Origin of the sequence: Pseudomonas sp. GD03875 (assembly GCF_029840585.1) — a bacterium.
GTDB classification, from domain to species: Bacteria; Pseudomonadota; Gammaproteobacteria; order Pseudomonadales; family Pseudomonadaceae; genus Aquipseudomonas; species Aquipseudomonas paralcaligenes.
Genome location: NZ_JAOCCV010000005.1, coordinates 193,799 through 209,482, shown reverse-complemented (window position 1 = coordinate 209,482; position 15,684 = coordinate 193,799). Strand labels below are relative to the sequence as shown.

The 15,684-nt window shown below is 66.6% G+C and carries 14 protein-coding genes and 1 riboswitch; of the genes, 9 read left to right on the top strand and 5 right to left on the bottom strand.

What is annotated here, in order from left to right; genetic code table 11:
* Nucleotides 1-77: 77 nt before the first annotated feature.
* Nucleotides 78-2,216 carry a methyl-accepting chemotaxis protein gene (locus tag N5D30_RS06500; protein WP_279908242.1) on the bottom strand — a complete coding sequence of 713 codons (2,139 nt, stop codon included), beginning with the start codon at nucleotides 2,214-2,216 and terminating at the stop codon, nucleotides 78-80.
* A 183-nt stretch (nucleotides 2,217-2,399) separates the two neighbouring features.
* Between N5D30_RS06500 and N5D30_RS06495 the strand changes: the two genes are divergently transcribed.
* Entirely contained in the window at nucleotides 2,400-3,212 is an 813-nt protein-coding gene (locus N5D30_RS06495) for a M48 family metallopeptidase (protein ID WP_279908241.1), read from the top strand.
* Between the two features lie 33 nt (nucleotides 3,213-3,245).
* Here N5D30_RS06495 and N5D30_RS06490 read toward each other — a convergent pair whose 3' ends face one another.
* The 3 genes from N5D30_RS06490 to rne form a co-directional block, all read right to left on the bottom strand.
* Complete coding sequence (locus N5D30_RS06490; RefSeq protein WP_220815947.1) at nucleotides 3,246-3,689, bottom strand: ketosteroid isomerase-related protein; 444 nt, start codon at nucleotides 3,687-3,689, stop codon at nucleotides 3,246-3,248.
* Between the two features lie 103 nt (nucleotides 3,690-3,792).
* Nucleotides 3,793-4,374, bottom strand: coding sequence for a TMEM165/GDT1 family protein (locus N5D30_RS06485; protein ID WP_220815980.1), 582 nt, complete (start codon nucleotides 4,372-4,374; stop codon nucleotides 3,793-3,795).
* A 91-nt stretch (nucleotides 4,375-4,465) separates the two neighbouring features.
* Nucleotides 4,466-4,582, bottom strand: a riboswitch (yybP-ykoY riboswitch).
* Nucleotides 4,583-5,117: 535 nt separating this feature from the next.
* Entirely contained in the window at nucleotides 5,118-8,177 is a 3,060-nt protein-coding gene (rne, locus tag N5D30_RS06480) for a ribonuclease E (RefSeq protein WP_279908240.1), read from the bottom strand.
* Between the two features lie 591 nt (nucleotides 8,178-8,768).
* Between rne and rluC the strand changes: the two genes are divergently transcribed.
* From rluC to sppA, 3 genes are read left to right on the top strand one after another with little or no spacing between them, the layout of a single operon-like run.
* On the top strand, nucleotides 8,769-9,722 hold the full coding sequence (rluC, locus tag N5D30_RS06475) for a 23S rRNA pseudouridine(955/2504/2580) synthase RluC (protein WP_220815949.1): 954 nt from the start codon (nucleotides 8,769-8,771) through the stop codon (nucleotides 9,720-9,722).
* Entirely contained in the window at nucleotides 9,715-10,407 is a 693-nt protein-coding gene (locus N5D30_RS06470; RefSeq protein ID WP_279908239.1) for an HAD-IA family hydrolase, read from the top strand. Before rluC ends, N5D30_RS06470 begins: the two co-directional genes overlap by 8 nt.
* Nucleotides 10,400-11,368: a signal peptide peptidase SppA gene (sppA, locus tag N5D30_RS06465; RefSeq protein ID WP_220815951.1), complete on the top strand. Its 969-nt coding sequence runs from the start codon at nucleotides 10,400-10,402 to the stop codon at nucleotides 11,366-11,368. Before N5D30_RS06470 ends, sppA begins: the two co-directional genes overlap by 8 nt.
* A gap of 34 nt (nucleotides 11,369-11,402) precedes the next feature.
* Here the strand turns inward: sppA and N5D30_RS06460 are convergent, their stop codons facing one another.
* Nucleotides 11,403-11,981, bottom strand: coding sequence for a Maf family protein (locus N5D30_RS06460; protein WP_279908238.1), 579 nt, complete (start codon nucleotides 11,979-11,981; stop codon nucleotides 11,403-11,405).
* A 106-nt stretch (nucleotides 11,982-12,087) separates the two neighbouring features.
* On the opposite strand from N5D30_RS06460, the gene N5D30_RS06455 reads away from it, so the two are divergent.
* The 5 genes from N5D30_RS06455 to fabG all read left to right on the top strand — a co-directional run bounded on the left by N5D30_RS06455 (nucleotide 12,088) and on the right by fabG (nucleotide 15,681).
* Nucleotides 12,088-12,615 (top strand): YceD family protein, encoded by a 528-nt coding sequence (locus N5D30_RS06455; RefSeq protein WP_220815953.1) that lies wholly within the window; start codon nucleotides 12,088-12,090, stop codon nucleotides 12,613-12,615.
* A gap of 13 nt (nucleotides 12,616-12,628) precedes the next feature.
* Nucleotides 12,629-12,811, top strand: coding sequence for a 50S ribosomal protein L32 (gene rpmF, locus N5D30_RS06450; protein ID WP_007160601.1), 183 nt, complete (start codon nucleotides 12,629-12,631; stop codon nucleotides 12,809-12,811).
* A 3-nt stretch (nucleotides 12,812-12,814) separates the two neighbouring features.
* A complete protein-coding gene (gene plsX / locus N5D30_RS06445) occupies nucleotides 12,815-13,822 on the top strand; it encodes a phosphate acyltransferase PlsX (protein WP_279908236.1) in 1,008 nt (335 codons plus the stop codon).
* A gap of 160 nt (nucleotides 13,823-13,982) precedes the next feature.
* Entirely contained in the window at nucleotides 13,983-14,921 is a 939-nt protein-coding gene (fabD, locus tag N5D30_RS06440; protein ID WP_279908235.1) for an ACP S-malonyltransferase, read from the top strand.
* A gap of 16 nt (nucleotides 14,922-14,937) precedes the next feature.
* The gene (gene fabG, locus N5D30_RS06435) at nucleotides 14,938-15,681 is read left to right on the top strand and encodes a 3-oxoacyl-ACP reductase FabG (RefSeq protein ID WP_279908233.1); all 744 of its coding nucleotides are present in this window, start codon (nucleotides 14,938-14,940) and stop codon (nucleotides 15,679-15,681) included.
* Nucleotides 15,682-15,684: the final 3 nt, after the last annotated feature.

The following is a 15,684-nucleotide window of genomic DNA, read 5'->3' as shown; positions in this document are numbered from 1 at the left end:
GTGGGAGCGGCCTTGGTCGCGATCCCTGCAGCCCCCAGGTATCGCGGCCAAGGCCGCTCCCACATAAGTCCCTGGCATCAAACCCGGAACTGATTGATCAGCCGCCGCTGCTGCTCGGCCAGCTTGGTCAGCTCGGCGCTGGCGCCGCTGGCCTCGTCGGCGCCACCCGCCACTTCGCCGGCGACCTGGCCGATATTGGTGACGTTGCGGTTGATGTCCTCGGCCACCGCGCTCTGTTCCTCGGCGGCGCTGGCGATCTGGGTGTTCATGTCGTTGATCACCGACACCGCCTGGGTGATCGACTCCAGTGCCTGGGCCGCGGCCTGGGCCTGCTGCACGCTGTCGTCGGTGCGCGCCTGGCTCTGCTCCATCACGTTGACCACTTCGCGCGTGCCGTTCTGCAGCTGCTGGATCATCGACTGGATTTCCTCGGTCGCCTGCTGGGTCTTCTGCGCCAGGTTGCGCACCTCGTCGGCCACCACGGCGAAGCCGCGCCCTTGCTCGCCGGCCCGTGCGGCCTCGATGGCCGCGTTGAGCGCCAGCAGGTTGGTCTGCTCGGCGATGCCGCGAATGGCGACCAGGATCGCATTGATGTTCTCGCTGTCCTTGGCCAGCGTCTGCACCACACCCACGGCGCGGCCGATCTCGTTGGCCAGGGCGGAAATCGCCTTGGAGGTGCCCTCGACGATGCGCTTGCCATCGTTGGCCGAGTGGTCGGCGTGGTTGGCCGCCTCCGCCGCCTGGGTGGCGTTGCGGGCCACGTCCTGGGCGGTGGCGCTCATCTCCTGCACGGCGGTGGCGACCTGGTCGATCTCCGCCATCTGCCGCTGCACGCCCTGGTTGGTGCGGATGGCGATGTCGGCGGTGTATTCCGACGAGTCGCTGACCTTCTGCACCGAGGTCACCACGTCGCGGATCATGTTCTGCAACTTGTTGAGGAAGGTGTTGAAGCCGGTCGCGATCTGTCCCAGCTCATCGGCGCGGTCCACCTGCAGGCGCACGGTGAGGTCGCCGTCGCCCTTGGCGATGTCGTCGAGCATGCCGACCATCTGCCGCAGCGGCCGGGCGATACCGTAGCCGACGAACCAGATCACCAGCAGGCCGGCGGCGGCGATCAGCAGGCCGACCACGGTCATGCCAAGGGTGTCCTTGCGGGCCTGCTCCGTCAGTTCGCCCTGCAGCTGGCGCAACTCCGCCAGCACCGCCTCGGTGGGCAGTTCGATGGCCAGGGCCCAGCGGGTCTCGGTGCCGGCCACGCGGAAGGGCTGCAGCAGCTGGATCAGGTTGTTCTGCTCGTCCACGCGCAGGATGGTCGCGTCACCGCCGCTCTGCTTGAACTGCTGCAGCAGCTCGGCGTTCACCGCCTTGCCGGCGGGCTGGGTGATCAGGCCGGCGTCCTTGGTGGCGGCGATCAGGCTGCCGTTGGCGGAGATCAGGGCCAGCTCGCCGGCGCCGTCGTAGAGCTGCTGCTTGGCCTGGTTGAGCAGGTCCTGGATGAAGTCGAGGGCCAGGTCACTGCCCACAATGCCCTTGAACTGGCCGCCGACCGTGATCGGGGCGTTGAACGAGGCGACCAGCACCTGCTTGCCGCCGAAGTCGTAGGAGGCCGGGTCGATCACGCAGGGCTTGCCGGTCTCCTTCGGGCACAGGTAGTACTCGCCGGTGCGCACGCCGGTGGCCTGGCGCTTCTGGTCTTCCATCATCTCGACGGTGAGCGGCTCGAGCTTGAGCTGGCCGCCGTCGCGGTACCACCAGGGCATGAAGCGCCCGCTGGCGTCGTAGCCGTTTTCCTTCTGCCCGGCGTAGAGATCGTCGTCCTGGTCGAAGGCATTGGCTTCCCAGCCGATGTATACGTCGACGAGATCGGGGTTGTCCTTCAGGTACTCGCCAAGCAGCGCGCTCAGTTCTTCCCGGCTGGTGCCCAGCACCGTGCCGCCGGCCAGGGTCTGGCCGAGCCGGCTGTTGAGGGTGGCGATGGACTTGGACAGCAGCATGGGCTGCTCGAATTGGCGCTGCAGCTTGCCAACCTGGGCATCGGCGATGGCGCGCAGGCGCTGGTGGATGGACTCCTGCAACAGTTCCTGGGTGCGCTGCTGGACCAGCGCCTGGGTGTGGGTTCCGGCGAACAGGGCGTACAGCACCAGCGCCACTACCACGGCCAGGATGCTTGCGCCGGCCAGGAAGGCGACGGAAAACTGGATGGACTTGAATCGCATAGGGGCTCCCACAGCGTTGGTTTCTTCGCCTGTCCCTGGCTTATCGGCCGCCCATGGGCAATTCATGAGCGGTACCCTGCAACTAGCAAAGATCGCCCATGGTCTGAGTGCAAGGTCGAACGTTGTCGGTCGGTTCGTGGCGCCCTAGCATAGGGCGCCTGCATTACAGCCTGGAGATTCGCCATGTCCAACCCAACTCGTCTCTCCGCCCTGGTCGGTCTCTCCCTGCTCGCCGCCTGCCAGGCCGTGAACACCACCAGCGGCGGCGCGGTGGGGGTCGAGCGCAAGCAGTACATGTTCAGCATGTTGTCCGCCCAGGAGGTCGACAGCATGTACTCGCAGGCCTACCAGAAGACCCTCAGCGAAGCCTCGGGGCAGGGCGCCCTGGACACCACCAGCGCCAACGCCAGGCGGGTGAGCGCCATCGCCAAGCGGCTGATCGCCCAGGCTCCGGTATTCCGCGCCGACGCCGCGCAGTGGGACTGGCAGGTCAACCTGATCAAGAGCGACGAGCTCAACGCTAATTGCGGCCCCGGTGGCAAGATCATCGTCTACAGCGGCCTGATCGAGAAATTGCAGCTCACCGACGACGAACTGGCAGCGGTCATGGGGCACGAGATCGCCCACGCCCTGCGCGAGCATAGCCGTGAGGCCATGTCCAAGGCCTACGGCGTGCAGATGGCGACCCAGCTGGGCGCAGTCCTCGGCGTGGGGGAGGGCAGCCTGCAGATGGCCAATACCGGGGTGGAGTACCTGATGACACTGCCCAACAGCCGGGGCAACGAGAACGAGGCTGACATCATCGGCCTGGAGTTGTCGGCACGCGCCGGCTACGACCCGAACGCGGCGATCAGCCTGTGGCAGAAGATGAGCCAGGCCGGTGGTGGCGCTCCGCCCGAGTTCATGAGTACCCACCCGTCGTCGGGCAGCCGCATTGCCTCGCTGCAGGCGGCCATCCCGAAGGTGATGCCGCTGTACGAGCAAGCCAGGAAGTGAAAGGAAAACGGCGCCGAGGGCGCCGTTTTCCTCTCAGGGTTGAGTCTTTGCCGCGATAGGGCGGTTCGCCAGGCCGAGCTGGGCGTGGAAGCTTTCCATGTCGAACATGGTGCAGATCTCGCGGATGCTGCCGGTCGGCGTCAGTGTCCAGAAGGCCATGGCGGAGATACTCAGCACCTTGTCGCTGGCTGGGTAGCCCAGGGCGGGCTTCTCCAGCGTGCCGATCAGGGTGCTCCAGGTCACCACCTTGTTGCCCTCGGCGATGCATTCCTCGATCACCACCTCCAGGTCGGGCATGGCCTGGCGGATTTCCTGCACCATGCGCGCGAAGGCCGAGCTGCTCAGCGGCTGGCCGATGAACGAGCTTTTGTAGATGAAATCGGGGCCGTGCATCTGCTCGGCGAGTGCCAGGCGGCCCCGGTTCCAGCTCAGGTCGACATGCTGGCGCACGCGCTTCTTCATTTCTTCCAGGGACATGTACCGCTCCTTCAGCACTGGAACTGCGCGATTCGTCGGTCAGATTACCAATGCCGAGGCACTCCGGAAGACCCGCTGGGCTACCCGTTTTCGCCGTTCGGCATCAGAGCCCGCCGACCAGGCCGAGCGCCTGGCAGACCGCGTAGATCGCCAGCGCGGCGAACGCGAGGGCGGCCAGGCGGCGGATCAGGGCCAGCGGCAGGCGATCCGCGGCGAAGTTGCCGGCCAGCACCACCGGCACGTTGGCGATCAGCATGCCCAGCGTGGTGCCGATCACCACCATGAGGAAGTCGGGGTACTGCGCCGCCAGCATCACCGTGGCGATCTGGGTCTTGTCGCCCATCTCGGCGAGGAAGAAGGCGATCAGCGTGGTCAGGAAGGGGCCGAAGCGCTTGAGGTGAGATTCCTCTTCATCGTCCAGCTTGTCCGGCACCAGCGTCCACAGCGCCACGGCCGCGAAGCAGGCGGCGAGAATCCAGCTCAGCGTGGTTGGCGAGAAGAAGCCGGCGACCCAGTTGCCCACGGCGCCCGCGGCGAAGTGGTTGGCGAGGGTGGCGAGGACGATGCCCCAGATGATCGGCCAGGGCCGGCGGAAACGACATGCCAGCAGCAGGGCGAGCAGCTGCGTCTTGTCGCCGATTTCGGCGAGGGCGACGATTCCGGTGGGGACGAACAGGGATTCCAACATCAGGTATTCCTAAGGGGCGGGTTCGACTGTTCTATGACACGTACTACCTTCCCGCCCCGGGCAAGGTGTGCGTGTCATAGGTCTTGTCAAACCGCCAGGCCACGAGGGCCTCGGGTCGCATGCGCCATGCTCTGCGGAGCAAGTGTGTTGACGCATGCCGGGTGAGCAGGGTGCTCACGGGAGACTACTCCCCTAGGACGGCGCGAATTCTGCCGCAAACATCCGGCGGCCGCAAGCGCGTTCCGACTTGTCATCCGGCAATCGGCTGAAGGCCCTGTACGGACAAGGCAGCCAGAACATCCCGTCATTCCCGCGAAAGCGGGAATCCATGTGTGGGTCAGGTGGCGTATCCCTGGATCCCCGCCTTCGCGGGGACGACGGGCGTTGGGATGTGCGTACAGCCGCTGTTCCACTCGATGGCCCTGATGGAGCAGGCAGGGCCTCGGGTGAGGGGCCCTATTACGGACAAGGTAGGAAATCTCCGTCATTCCCGCGTAGGCGGGAATCCATGCTCGGGTCAAGACTCGGCATTCATGGGTTCCCGCCTGCGCGCGGATGACCAGTGCGGGTAGAAAAGGCTATGTCCCGTGGCATGCTGGTGGCGCAATCCTGCGTGGCATTCCGATTGGCCGCGAAATTCGCGGATAAATCCGCTCCCACAAGGTGTGCAACAGTCAACGTGGACATAGCCAAAGAAAAAGGGGATGCCTAGGCATCCCCTTTTTCATGTTCCGCGGCTATCAGTGCTGCGGCTTGGCTTCCTGCTCTTGCTCGTCCGCCTTGGACGCGGCGGTCTCGTCATCGGCAGGGGTCTCAGGCTGCTCGACCTGCGCTTCGCTGGTCGCCTCGGCTACCGGCTCGCTGGCGACTTCGGCCTGCGGTTCCGCGGCAGGCGCGGTTTCCTCGACCTCGGGAGCCGGAGCGACTTCAGCCACTGGTGCTTCCACCGGAGCCTGCTCGACCACCGGAGCGGCCTCGATCGGGGCGGTTTCCGCGACCTTGGCGGCTTCGGCTGCCAGGCGCGCGGCCTCCTGCTGACGGCGACGCACTTCGCGCGGATCGTTCGGTGCGCGACCGCCAGCGCTCTGGGGCGCGTTGGCCGGAGCGGCAGGGGCCTCGGCGACCGGGGTGACCGGCGCCGGCTGTTCCGCCAGAGCGGGCTCGGCAACCGGTTCGGCCACGACGGCTGGAGCGGGGGCGGGTTCTTCGGCCACCGGGCTGCTTTCAGCCTGCACGGGTTGCTCGACCACCGGGGCCTGCTCCGGCTGAACCTGCTCCGGCTGGGCCGGTGCATCTTCGGCTTCGGCGGCGATGGTCACCGCGGCGGCGACGGCGACCGCAGCGCTTTCGGCGGCGGTGGTGGTGCCACCCTCGGTGCCGGCTTCCACCTCTGCTGCAACCTCTTCACCCTCATCGGCGATCGGGTTGCCGTCGGCGTCGCGCAGGCGCTCGCGGCGGTTGCTGCGACGACGCTGACCGCGGGAGCGGCGGCGTGGGCGATCGCCACCTTCACCGCCTTCCTGATCGTCTTCGGCCTGTTCACCGTTCAGCAGAACTTCTTCCTCGCTGGCGGCCTCGGCCTGCTCGGTGCGCGGTTGGCGCTCCTCGCGCGGCGGACGCGGCTGGCGTTCTTCGCGTGGCTTGCGCTCGGCGCGCTGTTCCTGCTGCTCTTCACCATTCGCGGTGACGGCGTCCAGCGGCTCGCGCAGTTCGCGGCGGCGCTCTTCGCGCGGTTCGCGGCCCTCACGCGGCTGGCGCTCGCCACGTTCGCGGCGATTTTCCTGACCTTCACGGCCTTCACGCGGCTCGCGAGCTTCGCGCGGTTGACGCTCCTGGCGCTCCTCGCGGGGCTGGCGTTCTTCACGGGCTTCCCGCGGTTGACGTTCTTCACGCGGCTCGCGGGCTTCGCGAGGCTGGCGCTCTTCACGCGGTTTGCGCTCTTCGCGTTCACCACGCTCGCTGCGTTCACCACGTTCACCGCGCTCGCGGTTGCCACGACCGTCGCGACGGTTCTGCTGGCGGCCGTTGCGACGTTCTTCGCTGCGCGGCTTGCGCTCGGCCGGCTTGGCCTCGGCGACCGGCTGCTGTTCTTCTTCCTTGCCGGCGAACAGGCTGACCAGCGACTTGACCAGGCCCTTGAACAGGTTCGGTTGCGGGGCGGGTGCCGCCGGAGCCAGCGGCGCTGCCGGAGCGGGTGCCGCCGGGCGCGGTGGGGTGGTCTTCAGCGCGGCTTCCTGGCGAACCAGGGTGCGGGTGGCGCTGGCCGGCTGGGCGTCCTCGACTTCCGCCGGGGTCATCTCGTAGCTGGATTGGCCGCTCAGCACTTCCGGGCTGTCGTCGCGTAGGCGCTGGACTTCGAAGTGCGGGGTTTCCAGGTGGTCGTTCGGCAGGATCACGATGCGCGCGCGGGTGCGCAGCTCGATCTTGGTGATGCTGTTGCGCTTCTCGTTGAGCAGGAAGGCGGCGACCGGGATCGGCACCTGGGCGCGGACCTCGGCGGTGCGGTCCTTCAGGGCTTCTTCCTCGATCAGGCGCAGGATGGCCAGCGACAGGGACTCGACATCGCGGATGATGCCCTGGCCGTTGCAGCGCGGGCAGACGATGCCGCTGGTCTCGCCGAGGGACGGACGCAGGCGCTGGCGGGACATTTCCAGCAGGCCGAAGCGCGAGATGCGGCCGACCTGGACGCGGGCGCGGTCGGCTTCCAGGCACTCGCGGACGCGGTCTTCCACGGCGCGCTGGTTCTTCGCCGGGGTCATGTCGATGAAGTCGATGACGATCAGGCCGCCGATGTCGCGCAGGCGCAGCTGGCGGGCGATTTCCTCGGCCGCTTCCAGGTTGGTCTGCAGGGCGGTTTCCTCGATGTCGCCGCCCTTGGTGGCGCGCGCCGAGTTGATGTCGATGGACACCAGGGCCTCGGTCGGGTCGATGACGATGGAGCCGCCGGACGGCAGCTTCACTTCGCGCTGGAAGGCGGTCTCGATCTGGCTCTCGATCTGGAAGCGGTTGAACAGCGGCACGCTGTCTTCGTACAGCTTGATCTTGCTGGCGTACTGCGGCATGACCTGCTGGATGAAGGCCAGGGCTTCTTCCTGGGCCTCGATGCTGTCCACCAGTACCTCGCCGATGTCCTGGCGCAGGTAGTCGCGGATGGCGCGGATGATGACGTTGGATTCCTGATAGATCAGGAAGGGCGCGGCGCGGCCCTGGGAGGCTTCCTTGATCGCGGTCCACAGCTGGATCAGGTAGTCCAGGTCGAGCTGCAGCTCTTCACTGGAGCGGCCCAGGCCGGCAGTGCGCACGATCAGGCCCATGTCGGCCGGGGCGTCGAGGCCGTTCAGCGCTTCGCGCAGTTCGTTGCGCTCCTCGCCTTCGATGCGGCGGGAGATGCCGCCGGCGCGCGGGTTGTTCGGCATCAGCACCAGGTAGCGACCGGCGAGGCTGATGAAGGTGGTCAGGGCCGCGCCCTTGTTGCCACGCTCTTCCTTCTCGACCTGGACGATGACTTCCTGGCCTTCCTTCAATACTTCCTTGATGTTGACGCGGCCGCCCTCGGGCGACTTGCTGAAGTATTCGCGGGAGATTTCCTTGAGCGGCAGGAAGCCGTGGCGCTCGGCGCCGAAGTCGACGAAGGCGGCTTCGAGGCTGGGCTCGACGCGGGTGATGCGGCCCTTGTAGATGTTGGCCTTCTTCTGCTCACGGGCGCCGGACTCGATGTCCAGGTCATAGAGCTTCTGGCCGTCTACCAGAGCGACACGCAACTCTTCGGGCTGAGTTGCGTTGATCAGCATTCTTTTCATGTTGTACCAATGGTTTCCGGGCTGCCGGAAACGGCGTTTGGCACACACGACTCTCACGGTCGGTGTCAGGGCGCGTACGGCGTGGTCGTAAATCACGCCGGTGTCCAGCGGCCAGGCCAACGTGGGCGGGGCCGCGACAACGCTCCTGTTTGCTGTGGTGACAGAAGCACTCAGTCAGGGGAGGAATCAACCGGTCGGTGCGGACGAAAGTGAAGCGTCTGGGTAATGCCTGTAGCTACGCTGTCCGACGGTTGTGCATCTCCACCCTACACGTATCGCTGAAATCGGGTGCCGCTCGCTGAATCCGAAGCGGGTTTGCATTACCGCAGGCTAGGCCTGCGCGTCTGTCGAGCCTGGTCGCGAGTTGCGCGCTTGGGGCTCTTTGGCTCAAGGCTTGGTTTCCGGGATTCTTCGCGCTCTGTGCGGCGAGAGTCCCGTCGGACGGCCTGACGCCCTGAAAGGGTTGCGCTCGGCAGGGATGGCAGATTGTCGATGATCACCCGCTGGCCGGGCCGCTTTTGGCGGCGTTCGCGACTATAGCAGCAATGATTAAGTGCTTCAATTCCATAAAAAATTGTTATGATTCGCGGTATGACTACTCCCGCCTCCCCGACCTCCGGTGTCCAGCTGCTCGAGGTCGCGCCCGAGCTTGCCGGCCAGCGCATCGACAATTTCCTCCGCACCCAGCTCAAGGGCGTGCCGAAGACCCTGATCTACCGCATCCTGCGCAAGGGCGAGGTGCGGGTGAACAAAGGGCGGATCAAGCCCGAGTACAAGCTGCAGGCCGGCGATATCGTTCGCGTGCCGCCGCTGCGCCTGGCCGAGCGCGACGAGCCGGCGCCGCTGGCGCAGAGCCTGCTCGAGCGTCTGGAGGAGGCCATCGTCTACGAGGACAAGGCGCTGATCGTGCTGAACAAGCCGGCCGGCATCGCCGTGCATGGTGGCAGCGGCCTCAACTACGGGGTGATCGAGGCGTTCCGCCAGTTGCGCCCGGACGCCAAGGATATCGAGCTGGTCCACCGCCTGGATCGCGACACTTCCGGCCTGCTGATGATCGCCAAGAAACGCAGCATGCTGCGCCACCTGCACGAGGCGCTACGCGGCGACGGCGTGGACAAGCGCTATATGGCACTGGTGCGCGGTGACTGGCCGACCTCGAAGAAGAGGGTCTCGGCGCCACTGCTGAAGAACAACCTGCGCTCCGGGGAGCGCATGGTGGAAGTCAATCCCGAGGGCAAGGAGGCGCTCACCGAGTTTCGCGTGCTGCGCCGCTTCGGCGAGTTCGCCACCCTGGTCGAGGCCAGCCCGATCACCGGCCGCACCCATCAGATCCGCGTCCATGCCAAGCACGCCGGGCATTCCATCGCCGGTGATTCCAAGTACGGCGACGACGATTTCACCCGCGAGATTCGCGAGCTGGGCGGCAAGCGCCTGTTCCTGCACGCCTACCGGTTGAAGATCGAGCTGCCGGACGGCCAGCCTCTGGAGCTGGAAGCGGAAGTGGATGAGATGTGGGAGCGGACCCTGGAGCGCCTCGGTGCCTGACTATCGGCTGCTGATCTTCGATTGGGACGGGACGCTGGTCGATTCGATCGGCCGTATCGTCGAATCCATGCACCGCGCCGCCGCCGGCTGTGGCCTGCCGTCGTTGGACGACGAGGCGATCAAGGGCATCATCGGGCTCGGCCTGCCCGAGGCCATCCAGACGCTCTATCCGGAACTGCGCGAGGCAGAGCTGATCGAACGCTTCCGACTGGGCTATGGCGAGCACTACATGAGCCTGGAGAGCGAGCCGTCGGCGCTGTTCCCGGGTGTCGCCGAGTCGCTGGCGGCGTTTCGCGAGCAGGGCTACCAGCTCGCCGTGGCGACCGGCAAGGGGCGTCGCGGCCTGCACCGGGTGCTGGAGGGGCATGGCTGGCTGGACTATTTCGACGTCACCCGCTGCGCCGACGAGACGGCGAGCAAGCCGCACCCGCGCATGCTGCACGAGATCATGGCGCACTGCGCCGTGGCGCCGGAGCGGGCGCTGATGGTCGGCGACTCGGTCTTCGACCTGCAGATGGCGAGCAATGCCGGTGTCGATTCGGTGGCCGTGGGCTTCGGCGCCCAGCCGCTGGACAGCCTGCGTGCCCACGGGCCGCGGCTTGCGATCAACGAATTTTCCGAATTGCGCGCCTGGCTGGAAGGGCGCGCGACCGTTAGTACTGTCGAGGTGGGCGAGTATGTCTGATGAATGGAAGGCGTCGGGTGACGAAAAGGCCTGGAAGCTGCTGGAGAAGACCCTCCAGGCCAGCGTGGTCGAGCAGCGCAGGGCGCGGCGCTGGGGCATCTTCTTCAAGCTGCTGGCCTTCGTCTACCTGTTCGGCGCCCTGGCCCTGTTCTCGCCTGCGCTGAAGCTGGACAAGGCCTCCGCCTCGGGTGAGAACCATACGGCGCTGATCGAGATTCGCGGCATGATCATGGCTGACGAGGAAGCCAGCGCCGACAACATCGTCGGCAGCCTGCGCGCCGCCTTCGAGGACAAGAAGACCAAGGGCATCGTGCTGCGCATCAACAGCCCGGGCGGCAGCCCGGTGCAGTCCGGATACATCTACGACGAGATCAAGCGCCTGCGCGGCGAGCATCCGGACATCAAGGTCTATGCGGTGATCACCGACCTGGGCGCGTCCGGCGCCTACTACATCGCCAGCGCGGCCGACGAAATCTATGCCGACAAGGCCAGCCTGGTGGGTTCCATCGGCGTGACCGCGGCTTCCTTCGGCTTCGTCGGCGTGATGGACAAGGTCGGCGTCGAGCGCCGCGTCTACACCTCGGGCGAACACAAGGCCTTCCTCGACCCGTTCCAGCCGCAGAAAGAGGACGAGACCCGTTTCTGGCAGGGCGTGCTGGAAACCACCCACAAACAGTTCATCGACAGCGTGAAGAAGGGTCGTGGCGAGCGCCTCAAGGCCGACGAGCATCCGGAGCTGTTCTCCGGGCTGATCTGGTCCGGCGAGCAGGCCCTGCAGCTGGGGCTGGTGGATGCCCTGGGCAGCAGCAGCTACGTGGCGCGCGAGGTGGTGGGGGCCAAGGACATCGTCGACTTCACCCGCAAGGAAAACCCCTTCGATCGCTTCACCAAGAAGCTCGGCACCAGCGTGGCCGAGCGGCTGGCGCTGTGGATGGGCTTCCAGGGGCCGGCGCTGCGCTGACAGGGCGCGCCAACTCCTTCCTTTATATAGGCGGTCAGGGAATGGCGATGCCTTCCCTGTCCAGCATCTGTACCAGGCGGATCAGCGGCAGGCCGACCAGGCTGGTGCCGTCCTCGCCCTCGGTGGCGCGGAACAGGCTGACGCCCAGGCCCTCTGCCTTGAAGCTGCCGGCACAGTCGTAGGGCTGCTCGGCCTGCAGGTAGCGGGTGATCTGTTCGTCGCTCAGATGGCGGAAATGCACGGTGAAGGGGATCGCGTCCACCTGGCACTCGCTGCTGGCGCTGTTGAGCAGCGCGAGGCCGGTAAGAAAGGTCACGCTGGTACCGCTGGCGGCCGCCAGCTGGCGGTGGGCTCGCTCGAAATCGTGGGGCTTGCCCAGAATCTCTCCACCGAGCACGGCCACCTGGTCGGAGCCGATGATCAGGTGCGCCGGGTGCTGGTCGCGCAGGGCGCGGGCCTTGGCTTCGGCCAGGCGGCGTACCAGGGCCTCGGCGCTTTCTCCGGGGCGCGGCGTCTCGTCGATGTCGGGCGACGCCCAGGTGAAGGGCTGACGCAGGCGGGCCAGCAGGTCGCGGCGGTAGGTCGAACTCGAGGCGAGCACCAGGGGCAGCATGGTCGATCTCCAGGTTGGGCGCGCGATTCTAGCGGCCACGGCGGCCGACGGACAGGGCGGAAATTCCTTTGACAGGGGGAGGGTGCATCCCTAGAATACCGCGCCTATGTCGAATGGGCCGATTCCACCTCACGTTGATCCGCGCAAGCTCGCCGATCGCGGTGTCACCCTGGAAGGGGAGATGCCGCTGGCCAGTTTCGAGCGGTTGTGCGACCCGCTGGCGGACAACGCCGGCACGGTGCATGCGAAGCTGGTCTTCGAACGTGACGAGCGCCGCGCTGTGACGATTCACAGCGAGCTCGAGGTTGAGGTCAAGATGGTTTGCCAGCGTTGTCTGGAACTGGTCGCCCTGCCGATCCGCAGCGAATGTCATTACGCGGTGGTGAAGGAAGGCGCGGATACCCAGTCGCTGCCGAAGGGCTATGACGTGCTGGAAGTGGGTGAGGATCCGCTGGATCTGATGACGTTGGTCGAAGATGAGCTTCTGCTCGCTCTGCCCATCGTTCCAGCCCATGACCCTGAGGAATGCCAGCAGCCGGCCGGTGTCGAAACACCCGAGTCGAGCGAGGACGAGGTATCGCGGTCCAACCCGTTCAGTGTATTGGCGCAGTTAAAGCGTGACCCAAACGTTTAGGAGTTATTGAGTTATGGCTGTTCAGCAGAACAAAAAATCCCGCTCTGCCCGCGACATGCGCCGTTCCCACGACGCACTCGAGGCCAACGCTCTGTCCGTCGAGAAGAGCACCGGTGAAGTTCACCTGCGTCACCACGTGTCCCCGGACGGTTTCTACCGTGGCCGCAAAGTGATCGACAAGGGCTCCGACGAGTAATCCTTGTCCGCCACGATCGCGATTGATGCAATGGGTGGGGACTTCGGTCCCCATCTCATTGTTCCAGCCTGCATCGCCAGTCTGGCTGAATTCCCCTCGCTGCACCTGGTCCTCGTCGGCCAAGCCTCCCTCCTCGAAGAACTGATCGCCCGTCACCCGGGTGTCGATCGCGCGCGCCTGCATGTCGAGCACGCCAGCGAGGTGATCGGCATGGACGAGCGCCCCACCCATGCCCTGCGCGGCAAGCCCGATGCCTCGATGCGCGTGATGCTCGAACTGGTCCGCGGCGGCCGTGCCCAGGCCTGCGTCAGCGCCGGCAACACCGGCGCGCTGATGGCGCTCTCCCTCTATGTGCTCAAGCCGCTGCCGGGCATCGACCGGCCGGCGATGGTCACCGCCGTGCCCACCGCCGGCGGCGTCTGCCATCTGCTCGACCTGGGCGCCAACGTCGACTGCAGCGCCGAACAGCTGTACCAGTTCGCGGTGATGGGCTCGGTGGCCGCGGAGGCCCAGGGCACCAACCGGCCAAGGGTGGCGCTGCTCAACGTCGGCACGGAGAACATCAAGGGCAACCAGCAGGTGAAGCTGGCCGCCAGCCTGCTGGCGCAGTCCGAGGGCCTCAACTACACCGGCTTCATCGAGGGCGATGGCCTGTACCGCGGCGAGGCCGACGTGGTGGTGTGCGACGGTTTCGTCGGCAACATCCTGCTCAAGTCCAGCGAGGGTCTGGTGTCGATGATCTCCGATCGCATCGAGGCGCTGTTCAACGAGGGCTTCGTGTCCCGCCTGGCGGGCGCCGTGGCCCTGCCGCTGCTCAAGCGCCTGCGCGGCGAACTGGCGCCGGCGCGGCACAATGGCGCCAGCTTCCTCGGGCTGCAGGGCATCGTGGTGAAGAGCCACGGCGCGGCCAGTGCCGAGGGCTTCCAGAGCGCCATTCGTCGGGCCGTGGTCGAGGTTCGCGAGAACCTGCCCCAGCGCCTGCACGGCCGTCTCGGCGACCTGCTGCTGTGATGGCGGCGTCCCGTCGGCGTGCTTTCCCGTCTTCTGAACTCCGTGCGCCGGGTCTTTCCAAGCCTGACCGTCGTGTGACCGCAGGCGCCGCCGCGCCATCCAATCTGCAATTTCCGGTACGGTTTCCGTGCCTCCTTCGACCAGATAAGGGAACGTTTCGATGTCTGCCTCCCTCGCATTTGTCTTCCCGGGCCAAGGTTCGCAGTCGCTCGGCATGCTCGCCGAACTCGGTGCTCAGCAGTCGCTGATCCGCGACACCTTCGGCGAGGCCTCCGACGCGCTCGGCTACGACCTCTGGGCGCTGGCCCAGCAGGGGCCGGAAGAGCGCCTGAACGAAACCGACAAGACCCAGCCGGCCATCCTCACCGCTTCCATCGCCTTGTGGCGCCTCTGGCAGGCCGAGGACGGCCCGAGCCCGGCGTTCGTCGCCGGGCACAGCCTGGGCGAGTATTCGGCGCTGGTCGCGGCGGGCGCCATCGGCTTCGTCGACGCGGTGCGGCTGGTCGAGCGCCGTGGCCAACTGATGCAGCAGGCGGTGCCGGCCGGGCAGGGCGGCATGGCCGCGATCCTCGGCCTGGAAGATGCCGATGTGCTGGCCGCCTGCGCCGAGGCCGCCCAGGGCGAGGTGGTCAGCGCGGTCAATTTCAACGCGCCGGGCCAGGTGGTGATCGCCGGTAGCGCCGCCGCCGTCGAGCGCGCCATCGAGGCCTGCAAGGTGCGTGGCGCCAAGCGCGCCATGCCGCTGCCGGTCAGCGTGCCGTCCCACTGCGCGCTGATGCATCCGGCCGCGGAAGCGTTCGCCGAGGCGGTCAACGGTCTGGGCTGGCAGGCGCCGCGGATTCCGCTGGTGCAGAATGTCTCGGCCGCCGTACCGGCCGACCTCGACACGCTCAAGCGCGACCTGCTGGCCCAGCTCTACAGCCCGGTCCGCTGGGTGGAGAGCGTGGTCCACATGGCTGGCCAGGGTGTCACCGATCTGGTCGAGTGCGGCCCCGGCAAGGTGCTGGCAGGGCTCAACAAGCGTTGCGTCAAGGGCATCAACACCCACAATCTGGAAACCCCGGAAGCCTTCGCTGCCGCCCGTGCGGCGCTGGCCTGATTACAAGGAGAGCATCATGAGTCTGCAAGGCAAGGTCGCGCTGGTCACCGGCGCCAGCCGTGGCATCGGTCAGGCCATCGCGTTCGAACTGGGCCGCCAGGGCGCCGTGGTGATCGGTACCGCCACCAGCGAAGCCGGCGCGGCGCGCATCGGCGAGGCGCTCAAGGCGCAGGGCATCCAGGGGGCCAGCCTGATGCTGGACGTGGCCAGCAGCGAGTCGGTCAATGCCGTCCTGGAGCAGATCCAGAAGGATTTCGGCGCCGTGGCCATCCTGGTCAACAACGCCGGCATCACCCGCGACAACCTGATGCTGCGGATGAAGGACGACGAGTGGTTCGACGTCATCAACACCAACCTCAACAGCCTGTTCCGCCTGTCCAAGGCCGTGCTGCGCGGCATGACCAAGGCCCGTTGGGGGCGCATCATCAGCATCGGCTCGGTGGTCGGGGCGATGGGCAACGCCGGTCAGGCCAACTACGCTGCCGCCAAGGCGGGCCTGGAGGGCTTCAGCCGCGCCCTGGCCCGTGAAGTCGGCTCCCGTGCCATCACCGTCAATTCGGTGGCGCCGGGCTTCATCGATACCGACATGACCCGCGAACTGCCGGAAGCCCAGCGCGAGGCGCTGCTGACCCAGATTCCGCTGGGCCGCCTGGGGCAGGCCGAGGAGATCGCCAAGGTAGTCGGTTTCCTCGCCTCCGAGGGTGCGGCCTATGTCACCGGCGCCACGGTTCCGGTGAATGGCGGCATGTACATGAGCTGAATG

Coding starts and splice junctions, on each gene's coding strand:
- N5D30_RS06495 (WP_279908241.1), top strand. CDS start 2,400: ATGTCCAACCCAACTCGTCTCTCCGCCCTGGTCGGTCTCTCCCTGCTC.
- sppA (WP_220815951.1), top strand. CDS start 10,400: ATGTCTGATGAATGGAAGGCGTCGGGTGACGAAAAGGCCTGGAAGCTG.
- rpmF (WP_007160601.1), top strand. CDS start 12,629: ATGGCTGTTCAGCAGAACAAAAAATCCCGCTCTGCCCGCGACATGCGC.
- fabG (WP_279908233.1), top strand. CDS start 14,938: ATGAGTCTGCAAGGCAAGGTCGCGCTGGTCACCGGCGCCAGCCGTGGC.
- N5D30_RS06455 (WP_220815953.1), top strand. CDS start 12,088: ATGTCGAATGGGCCGATTCCACCTCACGTTGATCCGCGCAAGCTCGCC.
- rluC (WP_220815949.1), top strand. CDS start 8,769: ATGACTACTCCCGCCTCCCCGACCTCCGGTGTCCAGCTGCTCGAGGTC.
- N5D30_RS06500 (WP_279908242.1), bottom strand. CDS start 2,216: ATGCGATTCAAGTCCATCCAGTTTTCCGTCGCCTTCCTGGCCGGCGCA.
- N5D30_RS06460 (WP_279908238.1), bottom strand. CDS start 11,981: ATGCTGCCCCTGGTGCTCGCCTCGAGTTCGACCTACCGCCGCGACCTG.
- N5D30_RS06490 (WP_220815947.1), bottom strand. CDS start 3,689: ATGTCCCTGGAAGAAATGAAGAAGCGCGTGCGCCAGCATGTCGACCTG.
- fabD (WP_279908235.1), top strand. CDS start 13,983: ATGTCTGCCTCCCTCGCATTTGTCTTCCCGGGCCAAGGTTCGCAGTCG.
- rne (WP_279908240.1), bottom strand. CDS start 8,177: ATGAAAAGAATGCTGATCAACGCAACTCAGCCCGAAGAGTTGCGTGTC.